We start from the raw sequence: 23,879 nt of genomic DNA, 5'->3' as shown, positions 1-23,879 counted from the left end.
GCTACAGCGAGGGAGACCATGACCGATTACGCGCTCAACGACCGAGGGTCCTTGGACGTTGTCACCGAGAACTTTTACGACACCGAGATCATGCGAGTGTTCGGAGGGTTGTCACTTGGTCGTTCGCAGACGTGGACGGGACTGGCCGCGCTGGTACCGGAACCGGACCATCCGTTCGATCCACGCACCATTTCGGTGCGGATCGGTGAGAACAAGGTGGCTCACCTGCCCGCTCAGGACGCCCACCGCTACTGGGACCCGATTGCGCGCGTGGTGGCCTCCGGCTACATCCCGGTGGTGCCGCTGAAACTGGACGCACGACTGGAACGCAACGACGGCCTGGCGGAAGTGGACGCGAGTGCCGTGATCTCGATTGCTCCCCCGGACATGCTGTTCCCCATCAACACCGCGCCCATCCAGGCCGCCGTGCTGCCCCAGGGATCATCTATCAAGGTGCTGGACGAGCAGGACTTTGCCGAGTACCTGCATTCGATCGTGCCCGCCGGCGGTGAGGGCCGCGTGATCGTCACCCTGGAGACGAACAAGGTCCGCAACTCCCACGGGATGACCGTGGACACCGTGGACGTGCTCTACGAACGCAAGCAGGTGGGCCGGTTGTCCACGCAGATGTCGCAGCAGTTCATCCCCATCATCAAACACGCCTTCGACCACAACCTGCTCACCGCCGCGTGGGGCACCATTCGCGGCTCCGCGTTCGAGGTGTCCATGACGCTGCAGGCCGCCCGCGCCACGGAAGTACCGGAGCAGTGGTACGAGGAACTGCCCAACGACGTTCCGGAGCTCGTGGCGGAGGCCGAAACCTACGAGGTGCCCCCGGCCTACATTCCGGTCGAGACCGACCGCGGCCGCAATTCCAAGAAATGGCGCAAGGGCTACACCGCCGCCCACCCCAACGGGCCCGCCGACGCCGCCGCTTCGCGCCCCGCCGCGGGCAGCTCTCGGGTTGACGCCGATCCCCTAGCCATCGGTGACCGGCCGCCGGCCGAGGGGCGCCGGAACGCCCCCAAGGGCGCCAGGACCACCGTCCTGGCACTGGCGCTATTGACCGTGATCCTGGTGGTGGGCGCCGTGATCCTGATCCCGTTCGAACCGCTGGCGACCACCCTGTTCATCATTGTGGCCGTGGCCACCGGGTTCATGGCTTTCTACCTCAACCGGACCTTGTAAGGGACAGTTACCTCTCCATGATTTCTCGCCGCGAACGGTTCATCCAGATCATCGAGGTGCTCTCGAGGCATGGTTTTGGGTTTGCCGTGGGGGGTATCAAACCCGAATGGCGCGCTCCGCTGGCTCGCGCTCGCCTGTTCAAGACCCAAAGCTTCCACTCCCAACCCGAACACCTGCGCATGGCGTTGGAGGAACTGGGGCCCACGTTCATCAAGCTGGGTCAGTTGGTGTCCACGCGCCCGGATCTGCTGCCACCCGGCTACGAGGATGAACTGCACAAGCTCCAGGACAACACCCCTCCGGTGCCCGTGGACCAGATCAGGGCGCTGATCGAGGCCGAACCGGATTCTCAGGCGGAAGAAATCCTGGCCGATATCGACCCCACACCCATTGCCACCGGCTCCATCGGGCAAGCACACGCCGCGACCTACCGCGGTCACGAGGTCATCGTGAAGGTCCGCCGCCCCGGCGTGATGGACGAGGTCAACCGCGACCTGGAAATCATGAGCGATCTGGCCAAGCTGGCCTCACGCTACTGGGCCGCCGCCCGCGACTACGACCTGGAAGGGCTGGTCCACGAGTTCAACGACTCACTGCGCGGGGAACTGGACTACCTTCAGGAGGCCCGCAACGCCCAGCGGATGTCCGAGAACTTCACCGGCCACCCGCGCATCCACATCCCGGAGATTTACTGGGAGGCCACCTCGTCCCGTGTGCTGACCATGGAACGGATGTTCGGCGTCAAGATCAACAACTACCCGGCCCTGGAGGACGCCGGCGTGGATCGCCACCTGCTGGCGCGGGAGGCCACGGACGCCATTTGCAAAATGGTGTTCGAGGACGGTTTCTTCCACGCGGACCCGCACCCGGGCAACCTGTTCGTGGAACCGGACGGGCGCATCGCCATCATCGACTTCGGCATGGTCGGCCACCTTAGCGAGGAATTCCGCGATCACCTGATCACCCTGATGCTGGGGGTGGTCCAGAGCAATGCCCGCCGTGCCACCACGGGCCTGTTGGGCCTGACCGCCACCGGTGAGCACGATGTCTCCAAGCGGGACCTCGAACGGGACGTGGCCGTGATGATGCGCCGCTACGCCAACAAGCCACTGGAAGAAGTACGCGTGGGCGAGCTCATGGGCGACCTGGTGCACGTGCTGCGCTATCACAAGTTGCAACTGCCCCGGCAGTCCGCGCTGCTGCTGCGCATGCTGGTCACCGCGGAGTCCATGGGCACCGGCCTGGACCCGCACTTCGACCTGGTGTCCGTGCTGCAGCCCTACGCGGAACGCTTCATCCTGCACCGGCTGTCACCGGATGCGTTGCTGGCCCGGCTGCGCAGTTCACTGGAGGATGCCATGCAAATGAGCGTGGACATCCCCGAGTACGTGCGCCGGCTCATCGTGGTGCTCGAACGCGGCGGCTTTGACGTTCACCTGCGCACCGACGAGTTGGAGCCGGTCATGAAGAGCGGCGCCAAGATCGGCCACCACGTGGTGGCCGGTGGCATCATCGCCGCGTCCATCAACGGCACCGCTCACATCCTGGCCTCGGATCCGGAGCGGTGGAAGAAGTACCACACGCCCATGATCGTGGGTGGCATGTCCACGGTGGGTGTGCTGGGTGGCTACTTGGCCGTGTCCTCCAACGTGGACCGCGCCCGCAAGATTGTGCGCACCCTCCGGGGTCAGCGGCCGCGCGGCCTGTCCTGACTCGGCGGACTATTCGGGTGGGGTTCCCCACTCCTGCTCTGCCTGGCTCAAAGCGGGGATGGTGGGTTCAAAGGACATGGGTTGGAGCGGGTCTCCGCTGATGAAGTCGCGCAAATGCTCGTTACAGATGATGACCTGGTTGGCCAGGCCTTGAACTTTGTGGATCTCACCGCGCGCGGTCACGTAGGCGAAGTTCGGGTTGCTCAGGGGGCTGAGTCCCGCGCGCCACGCGGCTTGAATGGCAGGGTCCCGCACCAGGTCCAGGAACTGGGCGGGAAAAATGAGCCGAGGCTTACTGTCAACCAGGACTTCGACATCCGGGCCGTAGTGGGTCTCAACCCGCCGCAGCTCGCACCCGGGATGCGCGGCGATGAGCATGGTCGCCTCGCCGATCGTACCGATCACGGTCATGGCCCGGGCCAACATCGGGTAGGCCTCTCGGAGCGCGCCAGAAGCGCCCAAGAGGGCCATTTTGCCCAGGTCCGGGCGGCGAATATCGAACCGGAAGTCGAAGGAGGACGGGCCCACCTGCATGAATGTGACATCGAGCAGGTCCAGATCGAATTCTTCCGGCCCGGAGCCGAAAATCCCCCGGGACATGTGCTGGAACCCCGTGAAGGCCACGCTGAGAACGGATGAGGGGACGGGAACCTGCTGCCCTCGATCGTTGTAGCACGTGAGGAGGGTGGAATGCTGCACGGCAGTGGGCTTACGCCAGCCGTTTTTCTTGAAAGGCACGCTACTTTTCGCTGCTTTCTATTGTCTCCTAAGCGCTGCGCCCGCAGCTAGATGATCTCCCCAAATTGAACCGGCCACGGATAATGCCGATCCACTCCTAGAACCCGTGGCACGCTTTGTCTCATCGCCGTGGGACTTCCGTGTGCCCAGCGAGTGAGGTGTTACATGGATTCGCAACAACATTACATCACCACGGCGGGTGGTGTGAGCCTCCGCGCCATGATCTTCAGATCCGGCGTGACAAGAGTATTTGTCCTAGACTGACAACGAATCTCGCGTCCCCGACAGCGGTGTTGCTGTGGTCCACCCCCCTCGGGCCAGTCCCCCCAGTGCGCCGCCGAGGTCACGTATGCGCCTGGAAGAGGATTATTCATGCACACGATCATGCCGATCTACGGCACTCGTCCTGAAGCCATCAAGATGGCCCCCATCGTGAAAGCACTTCAGGAAAACCCCCTGTTCAATTGTGTGGTGACCGTGACCGGCCAGCACCGCGAAATGCTGGATCAAGTCAACGACATTTTCGATATCACCCCGGATCACGATCTCAACATCATCCAGCCCCGTCAGACCCTCAACGGCGTGTTGACCCGCACCGTGGACGGCCTGGACAAGATTTTCGCGGAGAACGCCCCGGACGCCGTGGTGGTCCAGGGTGACACCACCACCTCCACCGCCGGCGCCATTGCCGCGTTCTACCGCGGCATCCCGGTCATCCACGCCGAGGCAGGTCTGCGTTCCTTCGACCTGTTCTCCCCCTTCCCGGAGGAAGCCAACCGCAAGCTGACCTCGCAGATTGCCTCCCTGCACCTGGCGCCCACCTCCACCTCCCAGGACAACCTGCTGCGTGAGGCCATCACTCCCGAGGACATCGTGGTCTCCGGCAACACCGTGATCGACGCCCTGCTGCACACCGTGGACAAGCAGCTGCCCTTCTCAGATCCCCAGTTGGAGGAGATCGCCCAGTCCGGCAAGCGCGTGCTGTTGGTAACCACCCACCGCCGGGAGAACCAGGGTGAGGCCATGCGCGGCGTCGGACGCGCACTGGCACGCATTGCCGCGGCCGAACCGGACCTCACCATTGTGTTGCCCGTCCACCGCAACCCGGCCGTGCGCGAGGCCGTGCTACCCGCGATTGAGAACCTGCCCAACGTGGTGGTCACCGAGCCCATGGCCTACGGCGAATTCACGCGCATGCTCTCCGTGGCGCACCTGGTGCTCACCGACTCCGGCGGAGTCCAGGAGGAAGCCCCGTCCCTGGGTAAGCCCGTTCTGGTGATGCGCGAGAACACCGAGCGCCCGGAGGCCGTCACCGCCGGCACCGTGAAACTGATCGGCACGGACGAGGAACGCATTGTCGAAGAGGTGGACAGCCTGCTCAACAACCAGGCCATTTATGACGCCATGGCCAACGCCGTGAACCCTTACGGTGACGGCAAGGCCGGCGCCCGCACGGTGGCCGCGATCGCGCAGATGTTCGGCGTGGGCGAGCGGATCCCGGATTTCGATTCTCAGGTCTAACCAGTTCACCGGTACGTCTCGTTAAAAGGGGGCATGCATGAAACTGACGGTCATTGGCACGGGGTACCTGGGTGCAACTCACGCGGTCTCCATGGCGGAGTTGGGTCACGAGGTGATCGGTCTGGACGTGGATCAGGCCAAGATCGATGCCCTGTCATCCGGTGAAGTACCGTTTCATGAGCCCGGTCTCCCGGAGCTGCTGACCCAGCACATTGGCACGGGCAAGCTGCGTTTCACCACCTCTTACGAGCAGGCCGTCCCGTTCGGTGACGTCCACTTCATTGGGGTGGGCACCCCGCAGAAGGCCGAGAGCCACGCGGCGGACATGCGCTACGTGGATGCGGCGGTCACTCAGATCGCTCGCGCCGCGGATCGCGACTGCATCATTGTGGGCAAGTCCACGGTTCCGGTGGGTTCGGCCGCTCGCCTGCAAGAGCTCGCCCGCGAGAATGCCGCCGACGGCGTTCGGGTCACCCTGGTCTGGAACCCCGAGTTCCTGCGCGAGGGCCACGCCGTGGAGGACACGCTGACCCCGGATCGCATGGTGCTGGGCCTGGAAACCGATGCCAACGGCCAGTACACGGAGGAAGCGCTCGCGGCCGAAAAAGTGTTGCGGGAGGTCTACGCCTCACAGCTTGCGGCGGACATTCCGCTGATCGTCACCGATTACCAGACCGCTGAGCTGGTCAAGGTGGCCGCCAACAGCTTCCTGGCGACCAAGATCTCGTTCATCAACGCGCTGTCCGAAATCACCGAGACCGTGGGGGGCGACATCCGCACCCTGGCAGATGCCATTGGCCTGGACGAGCGTATCGGGCGGAAATTTCTCAACGCCGGCGTGGGCTTTGGTGGCGGTTGCCTCCCCAAGGACATCCGTGCGCTTCGCGCTCGTGCTGCCGAGTTGGGCGTGGACCAGTCCGTCCGGTTCCTGGCCGAGGTGGACGACATCAACCTGCGACGCCGCGAGCACACCGTGCAGCTGGCCGTTCAGCAGCTCGGCGGTTCCGTGCACGGCCGAGACATTGCCGTGCTCGGCGCCGCGTTCAAGCCCGAATCAGACGATGTCCGCGACTCCCCCGCGCTGGACATCGCCGCGCGCCTGCACTCCATGGGCGCCGAGGTCCACGTCTACGACCCCAAGGCCAATGCCAACGCGGCCAAGCGTTACCCCCGCCTGGACTATGTGGACCGGATCGAACAGGCCGTGGCACGCGCCGAAATGGTGCTGCTACTGACCGAGTGGAAGGAGTTCCGCGAGCTGACCCCCGAACAGCTGGAGCCCCTGGTGCGTGAGCGCACCATTGTGGACGGACGCAACGTGTTGGATCCGGACCAGTGGACCAACGCGGGTTGGAAGTACATGGCGTCCGGGCGGTCGATTAAGAAATAGAATTCGAGGCGGTGGTACGCGCTCCCCCAACCGTGTGCCACGGCTAGCACCCTCCCCCCTATCCCCGATCGGAAGGTTTTCCGTGGTCGCACTTCACCCCTACCCCCGGGGGTTCGTGATTTTCCGCAGGGACTCATCTCTCGCACTGCCGGAAGATTGGACCACTGTGTCTCTCGGAGACTCCAAGTGGGCCTTTGCGCATGATCATCTGGAGACGCCGGAGCTGCTGCCCGTTGAAGACGACAATCGGTGGGTACTGGTACACGGGATGTGCCTGTACGCCGGACCCGATCAGCGGAAAATGAGCCCCGCCGAGCGACTGGCGGAAGCCGCGGCACTCGGCGACCCCGAGTTCCTGGACATGCTGGACGTGCTGGGTGGCCGGCATATTGTCCTCCTGGGAAACAAAGACGGCTTCTCGCTCTATCAGGATGCAATAGGTATGCGATCGGTGTATTTCTCCACGAGCGCAGAAATTTTAACTTCGCACGCCAATTTGTTGAATGAATTGTCATCTCATCAAAAGAGAACACCGGAGCAAGGGCTGAACGCCTTCATGCGGGCCTGGGAGCGAACTCCTTATTTGGGCATCGATGCCCTTCTTCCCAATCATTCCCTCACCGTGCCGCGGTTCGACATCAAGCGCTTCTTTCCCCGTGAGATCAACAGATTCCGTCGCTTAAGTATCCAAGAACGAATCGACGCTTTACGAACATTATGGGACCGGCAGTGGGAATCGCTCATGGAAATCGGCCCAGACCTTGTCATGTCCGTGACCGGGGGTAACGACAGCCGTACAACCCTGGCCTTGCTAGCTGAGCATGTGCACTCGATAGAGACGTTCACCTACACGACAGCTAAACCAGCAAACTCCCCAAGGGAAGCAAGTCTCAAGCTCGACAAAAAAATTGTTGACCAAATTAAAAGCTGCATTGCTCTCAACCACAAATACATTGTGGAGCCGGAAAAGAGAGCAGATCTTGACGAACACCTCAAGTCGACTCTCGCGAAAAACACCATTGGCACACATGGCCGTTGGTTGTTGCCATACTATTTGCAGTCTTCCGGTCACGAGAACTCACTACACATACGGGGTAACGCATACGGAGTATATAAGTTGGCTTGGCTGCCGCTTAATAACAAAGATACGTTGGATGATCTAAGAAAACAATATTTTAGATTGACCAAGAACGACCAGCCACACGAAACCCCAGCATCACGAGAAAAACAATTTTTCGATGGGATAGAACTCTGGGAATACTCTGGCCGCCAGTTCGATTACCACCGTTCCGAACTCCTTTTCTGGGAACTGCGGCTAGGTAGATGGGCAAGCGAAATCTACAACGAAACCGACATTGCGTTCAACTCGCTGGAGCCAACCAATGTGCGTAAAATTCTTGAGATCGCTACATCATTTACCTACGCCGAAAAAAGAAACAAACTATTTCAATCTGAGTTAGTAAACGACGCGTATCCCCTTCTAAACTTCCCCGGCAAGAACGATCTCCGAAACCTTTATGAACAAATTCGTGATCGAGATGCCGGCGTGTCGAACACGGAACGCGACAAACTTCACGACTCAGAGACCGTACACGGGCTCCAACCTGACGCGGTTCTAACTCTTGAGGATGGAACACAGACGGAGATGAAACTACCGGCTGGAGAAATCAAAATCCCGGCTGAGCACTTCCGCCCCGGGTGTTCCGTGGCCAGGTCGTTCGTACCCTCAGAAATTGAAGGGGACCTCACTTTCACGGTCACTAACCCCTACTCAAACCCCCAAGCCCAGGGCACCTGGGCGTTCGAAGTTCTCGTGGATGACGAGTCGAAATTTCGGTGGGACGGAGCAGATCGGCACAGACCGGTGCACGTGTCCGTGCAGAATCTCCGAGTGGGCATGGGCGTAACCGTTCGGGAGGTTGCACTTCGAGACCAGCAGGGCAAAACTTCGTGGGAACGAGCCAGCCGAGCGACCATTACATCGTCCATAGCTCAACAGAGACCGGTACAGGGCCAAGTAACGGTTATAGCTGACATCGTCAGTGAAAGGGTCCCCTAATCGGCCCCAACCAAACCGCGCCTACAAATCCTTCAATTTGGAACTAGTACAGGTAACGCATCACCATGAATTGGCTCGAAGAAGAAAACACGGCTCTCCGGACATCCTTGGACGGCCTACGCACCATGACCGCTGAGGATTTTCCGGTAGAACAACCTCTTCGAGTAGACGTCGCAACCCCTGACGTCACGATCCCGCTTCTTGTTGTAAAACGAGAGCATGCAGACAGACTCACGGTGCTCAACAACGGGGCGATGGACCTGAAGCGGTCACAAGGGAATCCCATCTTTCAACGCTCGAGCTGGTGGCAAGACATCGACAGTCACCAGATTTACGTGTGTGATCCTGGCACGGTGGGACACGAAGCGCTGTCGTTGAACTGGATGCAGTCCACTCCACCGTCATGGATAGGCCATACGCTGGCAAAGGCCATTAGACCAATTTCGCACCTGTTGGGCGTAAAGAGCGGAAGCGCCAGAATCTATTACGGCTCGTCAGCAGGTGGCTTCGGCGCGCTCAGTTGTCTCGTATACGACCCTAAGGCAATCGCCATCGTGAACAACGCTCAGTTTGACTGGACGCGTTGGTATGCACCGCAAGTTCGAGAAGTGCTAGACAAAAGGTTCTCGGGTCGGACAGCCGCGGAGGTTCGAAACAAGTGGCCCCACCGAGCAAATGCACTATACGCCTTGACCCGTAGGGACTCCGCGCGCACCGTACAATACTGGCTCAACTTGGCCAGCGAATACGACCGCACTGTCCAACTACCAGTGTGGATTGATATGTTGAACAGGCACCCCACTATTGCTGCCAATTTCTCATTGCATTGTTATCACGATGAAAATCTTGGCCATAACCCATTATCGCGGGAACGCACAGTGGATATACTCAACGCACGATAATCTGAATTTGTAGAGACGATTACTGGGTAACCGCCAAGCGTGACGTCTGCAAGTGCTAATTCAAGGAGCCTCTACACGGACCTTACCGGCTGAAAGGGTTCTCTAATCGCAATTAATCCGACAGTGACTAAAGTGCACTATTCCAGCTCGAACGCGCAAGCGCAGAGGTCACAGGCGCTTCTGCGCGGGTGACCCCTTGCGACTGAGAGGCGCCTGGTCTCTGCCCGGCCAGCTGATTTGGACTGGGTATCCCGCTTTTGAGGCTGCGGAGGTTAGTATTCGCACGTTCAGCCCGTTGCATTGTTTAATTCGAAGTGTGGCTCGACCTAGGCAACAACATCAAGCTTGCATCGTCGCAGGAATCCACCAGCCAGGAGGACTCCCCTGGCATGCATATCCTGTGGACCCCATCTGTTTTCAACGTCCAAAGCACCACGGAATCCGTAAAGGTTGCGCACGCCGCCGCTTGCCTGGGAAGGGTCAAATCGCCAGAAGTCGTTATTAATAGCACGTGAGTACAAGTGTGCCGCACCCGCAAAATTATGGAGCGGTATCTTGCCAGCCATTGAGCGCAGTGACGGATCGCAATCCATAACGTGCTTTCTTGGCTGTCTCACATCGGACGCTGCGATTGATCAGAATAACTCAGTTCGAAATCATCACCTGGCCGCGGAGGTTCAATCGGTTGATAGCTGCTAAAATATGGCCGTTGACTAGACTGATGCCGCCCAGGTCAGCCGAAAAATGGTTGGCCTAGGAACTGTTGCGGACTTCTTGACTGTCAGACTTGACACTTATTCTTCATGAGCAGGCGAGACCAGTATGGCTATTGTCACACTGCGCCGGACCTCCAGGAAACTCCTGCAAACTCGATCGCCTACGGCCTGTGAAACCAATGTAATGCCTGTAGACTTACTGACATTCAGCTAGGTCAATCCGCATCCAAGGAAGTTTCGTTTTATCGTGATTTTGTACTCATCATTCACCCACGCGCCGATGCATGACTTCCAAGGTTACTGTTTCGTAAATGCCGACTATGTCTATGGGCCTCGGGGGGCTCATGCACGGTACGACAATACTGGTGAGGCTATCGGCCCAGGTCACGACGGCTGCTATGTGACGGTTCGCCCAGTGGGAAATACGTGGGAATTTGGCGTAGATGCGCTAGGCATGGCTAAACTTTTTGTATATGAGGAGGGGGGTGTTTGGGCTATTTCAAGCTCTCTAGCTACACTTGTAGACCATCTCAGAGAGCACGGCGTGCGGCTTCGCCCCAATTATCCGCAATTGGCGGGGCTGGCCGTAAATAAACGCCTCACTTCCCAGATGTCATCTTTTCGCACAATTTTCGAAGGTGTGCGTCTCGTTTCCTCCAGCGATGTAGTGTTACTACACCGAGATAAAATTCAAACTCGTCCAGTTCAACGCGCGGCTCGTCCTCAAACCTACAAAGCGGGCCTGTCATCATTCCTCGAATTATGGCTGTCTAGACTGGTGGGGATACTAAAAGACGGGCGCGCCCACCTCGAGTGCGATCTGTCCGGCGGCATCGATTCGAGAACCGTATTTGCAATCGTTATGGCTTCTGCACTTCGGGTGGATGGCGCCTGGGATAGGATTGACTTTCGTAGCAACGCCAATAATGAAGCCGACTTCAACGTTGCACAGGAAATCGCGAAAACTTACCACGTCTCCCTGAATTCACCCGGACCGAGAGAGAATGCCAGATTACGCAAAGGACGACGCCCGGTTTCATGGCGGGACACGTGCATGGGGAATTACCTCTTGCCGTACTTTCACAAGGTGGGATCCCACCCGTTCGCTATGCATTGCCACGGCTCGGGCGGGGAGGTCCACCGTAGTGCTTATGCAGGTGCAAGCGCTGAAAAACTCGCGAAGGAAAACGAATCAGCCATGCCCGCGCATCTTTACGGCGTTTGGCACGACGATTTCTTAGAGACAATCGACGCCTTAACCGCTCAAGATCCTTCTATGGATCCAATGCAACTTCATTTTCGAGAATTCAGAAATCGACTCCATTTTGGCCATAGACCTCATGGCTCGGTGGTTTTATCCATGTTGAATAGTGCAGCCCTTAATTTCATGGCAGATTACCCGGAGGCTATGAACACGAGACAATTGTACTTCGACATTATGGAAAACCTCATGCCGGGTCTGGCCAATATCCGTTATGATCTTGATAAAAAAAGCCCCAGTTCTGAAAACCTGCAGAATGTTACCCACGTGGACAGTTCATGCCTATCAAATATTGGCAACGTTTACGCGCAGGCTGAATGGGAATCCGGGATGTCTGTTAACAGCAGACCGTATTTATTGGCCGACTTTTTAATAGATGCGCGTTCCGCATTGGCTCACAAAGGTGTCCGCAGTTTCGTCTTGCCAGAGGACCTAATTAGCGCGCGTGCCGCGCTTGAGCAATGCGAAGTCTCCGGGAAACTCGGGCACCCGAATTCGATAGAAACCAAGAAATTGGTGTACTGCGTATTTGTGCACTGGGTCTTGGAGGCCTAAATGTTTGCTCACAGATTTTGAATTTGGTGCGGTATGCCATAAGAGAGATTTTTGATTCATGCTTGGCGAAAGGTCACTAAACAGCATTCAGCCGGGGGTCTCACTCGTTTTGGATAATAAATAATTCTTCGTAGGGGGGGGCAGGTCGATGCCTTGGATAAGCAGTGCCCGTCTGGGCAGAGTCGGCAACGACATATGGATTTGTACATAGATCCACGATGCTTGCGGTACTCTCCTGGATTCCCCCCCATGGGCCACTAGGAATCCAAGGGTCCTTGAATGAACGGGTGGCCAGAACTCCTGACTTCCGACTAGTTGGGTTCTTCGCACCATCTCTCGATATGACAGGAGTGACTTGGCGACCCAGGATTGCGACTCGATTCAAGTTACCACTTGGAAAATCATAAGTCTGCGGAGCTCAAGGTTCTACTCAACCTGGGCAACCGCGGCCAGCGTACTCATTTCTATGGCTTACTCCGAACGCAAATGTTCTGGTAATTAGCCTTACGATGTTATTGCGATCGACCTATCCGCGATCATTCCGGCATCTTCTAAGCAATTGACCTAACATCACCTGATGCCAAACTTCTGTCAGGGCATGCCGCTGAAGCGACTACACTCCCGATTTTTGGAAAAGCGAGTGATGGAAACAGTTGATGGGCGAATTATGCTTTCGAGTACGTGACCGCAAGTTTCGTCGGCCTCGACCCGGCATCATCCGTGGACGACTGGACACCCTTAGACTTAAGACTACACGCAACGATTACCAATCCCCAGCCGCCTCGGTTAGAACTGATGGCGCGTCTAGGTCAAGAGGCGTGCAGCCTGGCCAAGGACTTAGGAAGACAGTGTGCATGCCGTTTTCCAATTTGCCCATCACCGCTCGGTTTGCTTGAACGCAAACACTGTTTGCGTCTCTACGGAACCACTAAACTCTAAGCAGAATTCGAGCGACCATGCGGGTTCCACTGTTCGATCTCGGCGGGATCGTACACCTCGAATAACTCCATCCGTTTGGTTATATGCGACTTCTAACGTCTCCGTAGGGCGTCCATTCCGCTGGATGGTCATGGGAACGTCCCACGCTTCGCTGTTGAGGGTTATTTGACCACCATCTTGATGGAGTCGAAGCGATCCATCTAGGAGGAACCATGTATGCAATGTGTGCTTTAGCTCGTCTTCCACGTCTATCCGGTCATCAATTGTTAGAGATCGACCCGGTATGTAAGTTACGACTCGGCGAGAAACCCAGCCGGTCTGTGGAACCTCGGATTTTATGACGTATGCACCGTTGTCATTGGCAACTAGATCCGAGATTCCTGAACCATACGGGTCGCGCCGTCTATCCTGCATTGTTCCGTCGACACTCAATGTTGAATGAGCAGCACTGGACTCCATATACTGTCGCATGGGATCGGCATAATAGAAGCCTAATGAGCGGAGTTCTGAATCTCGAGGAAGAAGATCACCGTACCGGTATCGACCGCCATCAACGAGTATTTCTTGACCCTTCTCGAACCACACTAGGCTCTGATCGTCGCAATGTTTATGTGCCCGGGAGTGGAAACCTGCCGTCATAGCCAAATAGGATGAACGACTCTCAGAGTTTTCGCCTGTCGCTAGCTTTCTTACAAAGGCGTAGCCGCTTTCGGGTAGCAGCAGGCTGTCGTTCTCTGGTCGCTGTCCGCTTTTTCCTTTGCTGAGCACCCATTCAGTAGTACGCGAAATGGTGCTAAGATCGCCGCACATGAATACCTCGGGGGAATCACCCATCTGGAGAATTTTGTTGGTCGGCAGAATCATCCACCCAAGAACGTCGGCGGCCCTACGGATCCGGGTCAGTACTTCCGGATCATCAATTGCTTCAGCCTTGATCGCTCCTTCGAAAGATAGAAGCAATAGCCGGTGATAATCTGGTGAGTGTTCCGCGTGTCCACCGTCACTCAGGAACTGGCTGTCGGTCATGAGTCGCAGTCTTTCGTTCCCTTGTGCATGAAGAGCCCTCATGCCGGGGAGGACGACTAACGAATTGGCTAAAACCACCTGACTTACCGCAGAATAATAGCCGTGGTTATTCCGAGCGTTGAAGGATTCCTCCTGCCAATGCGCGTCTCGGTGAAGCATCGCTAAACGTACTAGTTGTTCGAATTGCTGGTCTGTGACTGAAGAGCATGCGGCGGAGCTACGCACCAAGGCTTGAAGAGCCACTGAGCGATAGGACAAAGCCATGTCGTACCAGGCCATACTGGTGAAGTTGATGGTGGGAAAGGCCTCGAACCACGTCAGGGCTCGATGCACAGCCCATTTGACAAATCGTTCCTCGCCAGTGTCCGCCCAGGCTTCAAGGATCGGAGTCATGAACTCCCAGCCGTGCAAGTGCATTTGCCATGTCCGGTCTTCCTGGTCAAATGCGTGCCAGTCAAGGTTATCGGGGAATGACACTGGGTCGAACCCATACCCGCCCCAACCTTTAACCATGACCTCCGTGGCCTGTGGTACAGGGTCACTATTTCCCGGGCCAGAGTGGACTCTTAAGTACCGAATGGACTCATCGCGAGTAAGATTCTGCAATTCCGATCGGATTGCTTTCAGGTCGATGTCCATCATTGCTTGGTTCGATTCCATGTCATCGAAGAATTTGACGCCGAGCTTTTCGTAGGGCACATCGTAACGAGCAGCGATAGCTGCCCACGACCGTTGCTCGCGTGCCCAAGTGGATCCGCGCTCAGAGAATTCTTGACGGCGCGAGGGATTGGCAAGAAGGCGGCGGAGCACGGTGGTGAGTGATTCGGCGTCACCGGCCTCGAAGGTGGCCGCGGCCTGCGACTGGTCAGCAATTTCTTGGAGAGCATCCACGTTGGAGACTACAACTGTCCGTCCGCTACATAGTGCCTCGAAAGGCTTAAGCGGCGTGACCAACCGGCACACGGCTCGATTCTTTCGTGGAACTACGAACAAATCGATCAGGCTGTAGTAGCCCAGGATCTTCTCGTGCGGAACTCGTCCCGTGAAAACCACACGATCAGAAATTCCAAGGCTCTTAGCGAGCTGTTGAAGAGACCGCCTCACTGGGCCGTCGCCAACCAGGAGCAGCCACGCGTCTTCCCCAAGCTGCTTCATCCGGGAGAAGGCTGTAATCAGAGTGTCAATTCCCTCGTACTCAACGACGGATGTGATGTATCCGATGACCCGTGCTTCCAGTGGAATCCCCAGGTCGGCTTTTAGCTGCAAATCGGGATCCACGATCGGGAAGTCTTCGGGCTGGACGCCATTGGGCGTCACGGAAATTCTATCGGGGTCTTCACCGCGGTCGACAATGTGTTGCTTCATCACCTCAGCAAGAGTCGTGACGTGGTCACTGGACCGGCGAGCCTGGTCTTCCCGTTCGCGTCGCAACGTGTACGCCTCGGGGAGACCATAACGCTTATAGTCTCTATCGAGGGACCGGCCGACTTGCGTCTCGACCCGGGACAACCAGGACTCTTCCCAGAACCCTCGACTTTCGTATACCAACGGAATATTGAAGGCTTCAGCCACCGGTTTTGCGATTAATTGATTGATGAAGTCTGAGTGGCAATGCAACAAACTTGGTCTAACGCGTTCCACCAAATCAAAGAGCTCCATAGCATTGAATTGAAGCCACTTGTCCCACGCAACGGATCCCCTAGCTGGGCCTTCCGGCAAATGGTAGGCGACGTCGTCTAGCACCACTTCATTCTGGTCGAGCGGCTCCGGCGTTCCCCCGGCCTGCCTCATCACATGAACGTCGTAGCCCTTGGAGGTCTGTGCCTGCGCGAGATAGTGAGTCCGCAAGGTGTAGCCCGTTTGCGTTTCGGGAATTGCTTTACCGACAACGTGCAGAATACGCCCAGTCACGGCTGTGTAGGATTCGGGAATGGGTACGGCGAGGTCTACATCACCGCGCATCATAGCGAGCTCAGATGCACGTACCAACGAAGTCAGCTTGTCCTTCTCACGCTGGGTGGTCACAGCGATTCCCTCTATGACCTCGTAACTTCGGGCCAGATAGCCGCGTCGGTAGAGGTCTTTGGCCAGCTTGCGTCGGTCGGAAAGATTCAGAGATACGCGATCGCCCCGTGCGATCCATAGATCATGCAGGTACAGCGGGTCTTTGATGTGAGGAATGACGTCCGCTACGTCGAGACCACCCAGAATGGCACGAGTATCGATGTCCCAAGGTAGAGACGTAAGTAAGGCAGCGACGCGTTGGCTTTCTCGCTCGGTGGCAGCGTTCTGATGCCTCGAAAGTGACTTCATAGTCGTTTCAAGTTCTAGCAACCGGTGAGAAGCAACTGGACTCCCAGTGGCTTTTTCAGCGAACTGAGCTCTGAAGGATACTAGTTCTCGTTCGAGTTCAGAAATGCGGCGATTCAGTAGAGCCGCCTCCATGCGGGCACCGACGGTATCGGCTACCTCGCTCTGAGGGCTCGACTGGTCGAACTGTGTATCTTCTTTCACTGAGACCTCTTCTGGTGTGATCTCCACGTTCCATACGCGCCCGAATCTCAGAATTCGGATCCACGTATTCTCTGATTTGGCACGGCTGGATGAGATCGACCATGCGTCGCGCGTGGAGTCTCCAAGAACCGTGGCGAAGAACGCGGACGATGCGGTTCGACTCACTTCGAAGCCGGCGGCAGGGGTCTTGTCGCCCCATTTGCGGGATACCCATTCCTTTACCGAGGATTCATTGCCATACGTGACTTTCGGACGTTCGCCATTTCCCAGCCAGCGAACCGTGAATTTGGAGCCATCGTTCTTCTGTAGTTCCAGCGCACTATCTCGGTACCGCGGCTTGATGCCCGGTTCGGTATGCCAAACCTGCCGCGACGTGACTTTCGAGTCGCCGGCCACGTGATCCAGGACCACCATGAGATCCAACAGGGGAAGGTACACGACCCTCCTCGTGAGCTCGACACCCGAATAGTTGGTGTCCACTACCGTGTAGTCGTGGCCCACCTCGTCCATGTGGCAAGCCTTCAACCACACTCGATCCGATTGGCCATACTCAACGTCATCCACGAGAACCACGTTGTGGGACTCTCGGGACCTCAAATACTTTCTGAACGGGTCTTTCGGTTCGTAGAGATATGATCCCGGATCAGTGATCCAGTCCTGCCCACCGGAAAAAAGAGTGATGCTTCCTCTGTCTTCATGTTGATGGGATGACTTGTGATCTCCGTAGCGCAAGCTGTAGTGGGTCTGGTCAGAGAATGGGTCCGCCGTGGTCCCCCAGCCTGACCGTCCTAATACGTATCCATTGGGAGCAGCAACAACAGTTGTGGTTGGCGGCTGACCGAACTCACCGCGTGATGCGACGTACTCAAGTTCGGGCCAATCATTTGCTTGAACCTGGCGCAAATGAGTGTCCCCTATGGGGACCAGTGTTCCATCCGGTCGAGTGGCGTGGGCAAGGAACGTAGCCGCTTTCGACAGCGTTTCGCTCACGTGAGCAGGAACCTCCACGCCTTCTGCAGAAACCCTGTCCCATGTACCTCGCCACCACGACAAGTTCATGCGGTGATAATCAATGGACCCTTCGTCGTTCGCACCGGAGGTGTCGAAGGATGACTCGAATAGGGCTCCTATCCGGTGGATCGCCAGTTGTTGCCAGTCCTCATGTTTCAAGAAGCTCGCTAGGACGAACAGCCCCACATTCTGGTGAAGCGCATGGTTACCTGTCGCCTGGTGTGCCTCGTCCGCAAGCCACTGACCATGTGTGTGCAGCGCATCCAGGAGCAGCTGCTGTTCGGCCTCCGAAGTTGCGAGGGGCCACCCGAAAACCATTTCTTGGGCTCGCAACCCATCAGCCATGTCCACCCACGAGAACCGTGATGGGGGGTTTTCCGTCGGATTGTTCTCAATCCAAGAACGGACTGTGTCCATCCAATACTCTCGGGCGTTTTCTCGCCCTTCCGACGCTAAGTGGCGAACAGGCGACAACCACCGCAACGCGTGATGCTGAAACTGCCAGTTACGGGAGCCGAATGGATCGGCATCCCATGTGGCCAAGTCAGCGGATTCCCATTTCGGATGCGGCGCCAGCCGGAGAACACCGGACATGACCTGTTCCGCGCGTTTCTCAAAATCTTCGGTACGAACGAATCCCGCGCCCACACATTGTCGTGAGACGACACCAATGTCCAGTGATGACGCACCATTCGACTCGGTCATGTTCGTCGAATCCTTGAGTGGAGGCCGAGAATCGTCGTTCACTTCAGTCCTGTTCCTGGTTGCCATCTACGCGACGACCACCGAGGTCTTCGTAAATATTGGAAACTATCTGTGCCATGTCCGACCATTGCCGGTTTTCCCGAACCCAGCGGCGGCCCTTCTCGGCCAGCTCTTCTCGCAGGCCCGGATCGTCCAAAAGGACTTCCAGTTGACGAGTGAGATCCTCGACATCGCCCTTGCGGTGAAGCAGACCATTGACTCCTGGCTGGATGATCTCGGCCAGGGCAGCTACGTCGGAGGCGACTACCGCCTTACCCATGGCCAACGCTTCGAAGGGCTTCAGCGGGGAGACCATTTCGCAAACCGGCAAGGGCAGGCGCGGGAAGGGAGCGATATCCACGAGCGAGTAATACCGTTCGACGTCCTCATGCGGCACACGTCCCGTGAAGCGTACGAAATCCTCCAGATTGCGCTCCCGCACGAGGTCCTGGAATTTTTCGAGTTCGGCGCCGTCGCCCACGATTAGAACTGCGAAATCCTGGCGGCGCGTGCGCATGACGTCTGCCGCATCGACCAACATGCCGAGGCCCTCGTAATCAAGTACCGAACCGATGTAGCCGATGACGGTTCTTCCGGCCAGCTCGAGCGAATTCTCGAGTTCGGTGTCGCGCGACTGGGGAGTGAACCGTTCTGCGTCAACAGCATTGGGGACCACGGTGATTTTGTCCGGGTCCACTCCCCTGTTCACCAACTCCTCCTTGAGGGCGTTGGTAATCGCGAGCACACGCGTCGCTTCGGCCGCCGCGTCTGCTTCCATGCGGGCCATGAAGCGATACATGCCGCCCTTGGCCCATTCGGGGTCGCGCGAGCCGCGAGTGACTTCCCACAGTCCTCGAACTTCGTAGATGGACGGAAGTCCAAGCCTGTTGGCTGCTGTCACGGCGGCAAGACCGTTCCAATGGTTCGAGGCTCCGTGGATGACGAATGGGCGTTCCTGCTCGGTGAGGGGAGCCAGCGCGCCATAGTATCGCTCCACGTAGTCCGTGATCGGGCTCTTCTTCTCGATGCCCGGTGTGGTACTCAAGCGGTGATACGGAACCCCGTCCACCACATCAGTGGTATCTATGGCGCCGAGATCCGCCATCTTCGGCATGTCGTACGGGTATCCAAGGCGGGTAACCCCGCGCACATCCCATCCCAGCCGGCGAAGTCCCGTCAGCAGCCCGTGGGTACGGGTGCTGTAGCCGGCCGAGTGATACGGAAGCGAGTTATGCAGCAGATAGAAGATTCGATCTGGTACAGGCTCGAAGGCCGCGGATTTCCGCCGATGCGGGAAGGGGAATCCCTGGCGGGCAAGCTGATAATTGGTGGGCGCTGTGGATTTACTGAGCTTCATTTCCTGCGACTTGGCCCAACCATCCTCGGGCTCCAAACGGCGGTACTCCGTGAGCAACCTTTGGGCCCCCTTAAGACGATTTGTCTTCAGGTCCCGTCGAATCGCCAGACGCAAACTCCACCGGGAGATCGCCTGGTCCGGCAGCATTCGCATCAGTGCTATTGCGCGGCTCCGTCGCCCCCGTTGGAGACTGTACAAAAGCTGCGCCACCAAATATTCGTCATGGTTCAGCCACGAGGGTTGCGGGTAGTACGGGGAGCGATCTGCCTCGACGGATGACTCCGCCTCCGCATCGAGATCCCATTGTTGGACGACAGCACGCGTTACCGCATCCGGGCTGGCCCTGAGAATGTTCAAGCACTCCGCCAAGCGGGAGGGAATCGTGAAATCAAGTGCCCGACGGTGCAACTCCGGTCGCTGCTTCAGCGCATCAGCTAGCCCAGCGAACACCTGATCCATAGACACCCAACGCTGCCGGTCCACCCTCGATGAGCTACTCAACAGCTCGAGAGCATCGAGGTTGCCCGGATTAACCGTCAAAGTATTCTTGAGGGCTTCGATCGCCGCATCGTAATTGCGGCTCTCCAACAAACGCAGCGCATAGAGATGCCAGCCGCGAGAGTTCTGCGCATCCGCAAGCAGAAGTTGGCGAAGATGCTCCGCTGCGCCGGCGGTATCACCCTGCGACCGTCGCTCCTCGGCCGCGGCGAATTGCTCATTCACCTCGTCGCGCAGTCGCTGCGCCTCAGCGTCCAGTTCGGACTGGTGTGCAGCGCGCGCGGCGGTGTAAGCGTCCCGTAGTTCCGACTCTGTCACCGCGCGACCCTTCCCCGGCGGAAGTGCGCCTTGGGCGACGGTTAGGCCATGAGGAGCTACCAACGCTGCCGCGTTGACACGCGCACGCCAAAGTTGACGTCGCAGATCGGACATTGAGGGGGGTGTCATCTATATTTCCTCATGGTGTAGGGGGATGGTGATCGCCATGGGTGCAACTGGTTGCTTGCTTATGCAGTTCCTCGCGTGCCCACGGGTTCGGGGGTCCCTCGTGGGCACGCGGTAGTCATCCGGTCAGCGCCAGAGACCCTTGGTATCGACCACGGTCTTACCCTTAAGCGCGGTGGCCGGGATGGACTTGAACTCGTCGTGGTCCACCAGCAGCAGAACCACGTCCGCACGATCGATGGCATCCGCGTACTCGGCGAACTTCACGTTGGACATGCCTTGCAGTGCCTTGGGCAACTCGCTCACGTTGGGCTCGACGGCCAACACGGTCGCGTGGTCCACGTGCTCGGCCAAATCCTTGGTGATGTTGAGCGCGGGCGACTCTCGAAGATCGTCGATGTTCGGCTTGAACGCCAGGCCCAGGGCGGCGATGACCGGGGAATCAATGGTCTTGACGGCCTCGTCGACCTTGTTGATGACCCACTTGGGCTTGCCGTCGTTGACTTCACGAGCGGTGCGAATGATGTTGGAGTTCTCACGGTCGGAGGACACGATGAACCAGGGGTCCACGGCAATGCAGTGACCGCCCACGCCAGGTCCGGGCTGGAGGATGTTGACGCGCGGGTGATGGTTGGCCAGCTCGATGAGCTCCCACACATTGATTCCGAGGTTGTCGGAGATCAACGACAGCTCATTGGCGAAGGCGATATTGACATCGCGGAACGAGTTCTCGGTGAGCTTAGCCATCTCGGCGGTCACGTCATCCGTGGCCAGCAACTCGCCCTCGCAGAAGGACGCGTAAACCTCGGTGGCGCGGCGGGCAGCCTCAGGGGTGCGGCCGCCGATGATGCGGTCGTTGGTGATCAGCTCCTCCATGGCCTTGCCGGGGAGGATACGTTCGGGGCAGTAGGCGAAGTGGATCACGGGCTTGCCGTCTGCGCCGTCGATGGACAGATCAGGACGAAGCTCCAAAATCTTGTCCGCAAGCTTCTGGGTGGTCTTGGGCGGGGAGGTGGATTCCAAGATGACTACTTCGTCGCCGCGCAGCTGGGGAGCAATCGACTCAGCGGCGGACATGATGTACGAGAGATCGCCCTCGTAGTTCTCCTTGAACGGAGTGGGAACGGCGATGACAAATGCGTTGCCCTGCTGCATCTCCGTCGATGCAGTCAGCTGGCCGCTGTCAACAGCCTTTTTCAGCTGCTCCTCCAAGCCCGGTTCCACAATGGTGACCTCACCGCGCTGAATCCGCTCAACCGCGGATGCATTGACGTCTACGCCGTGAACTCGCACACCGTGATTGGCCATGACCACCGCGGTGGGCAGGCCAATGTAACCGAGTCCGACAAAGACAACTTCCAAAGAATTACTCATTACCTCACCTTACTGAGACGACCACTCACCACCCGGCAATGTAAGCCCGGTCAGGGGTTTTCCGCGCCTCGCACGTTTTGATCCATTGAAATCATACCGTCACATGGTTTGAGTTGTCCCCGAACATGACGACGCTGCCCGTGGCCAGCACGTTGGCGTCCGACACCTGCCACGTGTGACCGTGGGCGCCCCGGTGCTGGACGAAATTGAAACGGTCGGCCGAATAAATAGCGAATCCCGCTTCTATGGCGGCCGCCAAGAAGGACGAATCTTCACCGGTACTTCGCCGTTGAAACGGTATTTGGTCAAAGACACGGCGGTAGCCCGTGATGGTGGGACCCATCACGAAGTCCGTGTAGCGGTGCTCACGGTGGGCAAATCGGTGCAGGGTCGCGTTCTGGGACTCCACGTACATGTAATGGGCTTGCTTGCCCACGATGTCCGCGCCCGAGTACACCAAGGCGTCGAGCAGGTCCGCCAGATACCGCGGCGCGTAGAAGTCGTCATCGTCCATCTTGGCCAGCACTTCGCCCGTGGACGCCTCAACCGCCAAGTTCAAGCACTCCCCGAGCGTCAACGTGGCATCTGCGGCAATGGTCGAGACGCGGTCGATTCCGCTGGTCGCAATCGCATCTTGGATCTCGTCCGCGTTCGGATCGAATCCGTGCGCCACCATCACCACGTCCAGGTCTACGCCTACCTGGGTAGCGAACCCGCGCAGAGCTGACCCGACCCGGTGCGGACGGTTGGTGCACAACAAGATCGTGACCGTTGGCCGGGTTCGCGGATGAACCTTGTCGGGGAGAACACGTTGCAGAATCTGCTCCACGCGGTGTCCGTAGGTGTGCTTGTTCCACACTTCTCGCTGCGCGCGATGGACCATACGATCGGCAAGTTCCGGGCTCCGCACGAATGCCCGCACAACATCCGCCGCATGTTCCCGATCCGCCACCACGGCCAGCTGGTCCTCAGTGAAATACTCACGAATTGCGCGAGACGGCGTGCTGACAACGGGCGTGCCACTTGCGGTGATCTCAAAAATGCGCCGAGCACACATGGAGGGTGAATCCACCACGGAGTTCACATTGAGGAAGACACGGTAGGCCTTGTAAGCGGTCAACATCTGCTCGTAGGTCAACGAACCAACCACGCGCTCATCGAGCGGTGCGGGGAACTGGTAGCGCTCGTCCTCGCCCAAATACCGGGAGAAAATTTCGAGCCCGGTCTCGAGCCTGGGGCTCACATCGTCTGCGCCGCCCAGAAGCACATCCATTTGTTCCCGTCTTTCGGGGAACTTGTGCGCAAAGTACATGCCACCGAAGGCGACATCTCGCTCATGGAACCCGTTTTTGGGGCGCGACGGGTTGTGGACAGCCGGCTGCGCCGCGAACGGCAGGACCGAGACGCGATCATGCCCCAGATCCCGGTGGTAGTCGGGGATCTTGTTCACGTCAGTGGTGAAAACGTGGTCGAAGAGCCGCGCGCACTCCAGAAAGTCGTGGTAGTGGGGTGGATCTTCCTTGTTCCAGAACACGGTGGGTATGCCGTGTTCCTGGCAGTGCGCGAGGAGCTCCTTGAAGGGTTCTTTGACCCCGCTCGTTCCCGTGAGCTGGTACTGCCACTCGTCACCGTTGCCGTGCCAGGCCGACTCCACGAACAGGAGGTCCACCGGCTGCGCCGCAAGCTCCGACTTCCAACCGTCACGGGACAGCGCAATCTGGTTCCACTCGTAATGGAATGCCCGAGCAGAGAAGTCATCGAGGATCACAGCAACCGTGACATCCGGTCGAACCGGCGCACGATCGGGCCATACCTGGGGTTCGAAACTAATGCTCTTCTGCAGACCCTGGACCGGCTCCGCAGAGGGGCCGGCGGGCAGGGACGCCCGCCTACGGTACTTGCGCCACTGTGACACTCCCCCGTTTCGAAG

Annotated in this window: 11 protein-coding genes; 6 read left to right on the top strand and 5 right to left on the bottom strand. The window is 58.1% G+C overall.

Features of this window, described 5'->3' with window-relative positions; genetic code table 11:
* The first annotated feature begins 18 nt into the window (after positions 1-18).
* On the top strand, positions 19-1,188 hold the full coding sequence (locus tag AC3ENJ_RS01990; RefSeq protein ID WP_431812894.1) for a hypothetical protein: 1,170 nt from the start codon (positions 19-21) through the stop codon (positions 1,186-1,188).
* A 17-nt stretch (positions 1,189-1,205) separates the two neighbouring features.
* Positions 1,206-2,900, top strand: a complete 1,695-nt coding sequence (locus AC3ENJ_RS01985) for an ABC1 kinase family protein (protein ID WP_431812893.1) — start codon at positions 1,206-1,208, stop codon at positions 2,898-2,900.
* A gap of 9 nt (positions 2,901-2,909) precedes the next feature.
* On the opposite strand, the gene AC3ENJ_RS01980 is transcribed toward AC3ENJ_RS01985, so the two are convergent.
* Positions 2,910-3,638 (bottom strand): hypothetical protein, encoded by a 729-nt coding sequence (locus tag AC3ENJ_RS01980; protein WP_431812892.1) that lies wholly within the window; start codon positions 3,636-3,638, stop codon positions 2,910-2,912.
* 372 nt (positions 3,639-4,010) lie between these two features.
* Here AC3ENJ_RS01980 and wecB point away from each other — a divergent pair, with 372 nt between their 5' ends.
* The 4 genes from wecB (at position 4,011) to AC3ENJ_RS01960 (ending at position 12,042) form a co-directional block, all read left to right on the top strand.
* The gene (wecB, locus tag AC3ENJ_RS01975) at positions 4,011-5,159 is read left to right on the top strand and encodes a non-hydrolyzing UDP-N-acetylglucosamine 2-epimerase (protein WP_190807284.1); all 1,149 of its coding nucleotides are present in this window, start codon (positions 4,011-4,013) and stop codon (positions 5,157-5,159) included.
* 37 nt (positions 5,160-5,196) lie between these two features.
* A complete protein-coding gene (locus tag AC3ENJ_RS01970; RefSeq protein ID WP_431812891.1) occupies positions 5,197-6,549 on the top strand; it encodes a UDP-glucose dehydrogenase family protein in 1,353 nt (450 codons plus the stop codon).
* Between the two features lie 82 nt (positions 6,550-6,631).
* A complete protein-coding gene (locus tag AC3ENJ_RS01965) occupies positions 6,632-8,608 on the top strand; it encodes an asparagine synthetase B family protein (RefSeq protein ID WP_431812890.1) in 1,977 nt (658 codons plus the stop codon).
* A gap of 1,865 nt (positions 8,609-10,473) precedes the next feature.
* Positions 10,474-12,042, top strand: coding sequence for an asparagine synthetase B family protein (locus tag AC3ENJ_RS01960; RefSeq protein WP_431812889.1), 1,569 nt, complete (start codon positions 10,474-10,476; stop codon positions 12,040-12,042).
* 876 nt (positions 12,043-12,918) lie between these two features.
* Here AC3ENJ_RS01960 and AC3ENJ_RS01955 read toward each other — a convergent pair.
* The 4 genes from AC3ENJ_RS01955 to AC3ENJ_RS01940 all read right to left on the bottom strand — a co-directional run bounded on the left by AC3ENJ_RS01955 (position 12,919) and on the right by AC3ENJ_RS01940 (position 23,864).
* Positions 12,919-18,237 (bottom strand): heparinase II/III domain-containing protein, encoded by a 5,319-nt coding sequence (locus tag AC3ENJ_RS01955; protein ID WP_431812888.1) that lies wholly within the window; start codon positions 18,235-18,237, stop codon positions 12,919-12,921.
* A gap of 43 nt (positions 18,238-18,280) precedes the next feature.
* The gene (locus AC3ENJ_RS01950; protein WP_431812887.1) at positions 18,281-20,449 is read right to left on the bottom strand and encodes a glycosyltransferase; all 2,169 of its coding nucleotides are present in this window, start codon (positions 20,447-20,449) and stop codon (positions 18,281-18,283) included.
* Between the two features lie 252 nt (positions 20,450-20,701).
* Entirely contained in the window at positions 20,702-21,949 is a 1,248-nt protein-coding gene (wecC, locus tag AC3ENJ_RS01945; RefSeq protein WP_431812886.1) for a UDP-N-acetyl-D-mannosamine dehydrogenase, read from the bottom strand.
* Positions 21,950-22,040: 91 nt separating this feature from the next.
* Complete coding sequence (locus AC3ENJ_RS01940; RefSeq protein WP_431812885.1) at positions 22,041-23,864, bottom strand: glycosyltransferase family protein; 1,824 nt, start codon at positions 23,862-23,864, stop codon at positions 22,041-22,043.
* Positions 23,865-23,879 lie beyond the last annotated feature (15 nt).

It is taken from the genome of Kocuria sp. cx-455, from assembly GCF_057707085.1.
Note: the sequence above shows the minus strand (reverse complement) of the source record. Positions and strands in the feature narration are given on the sequence as shown.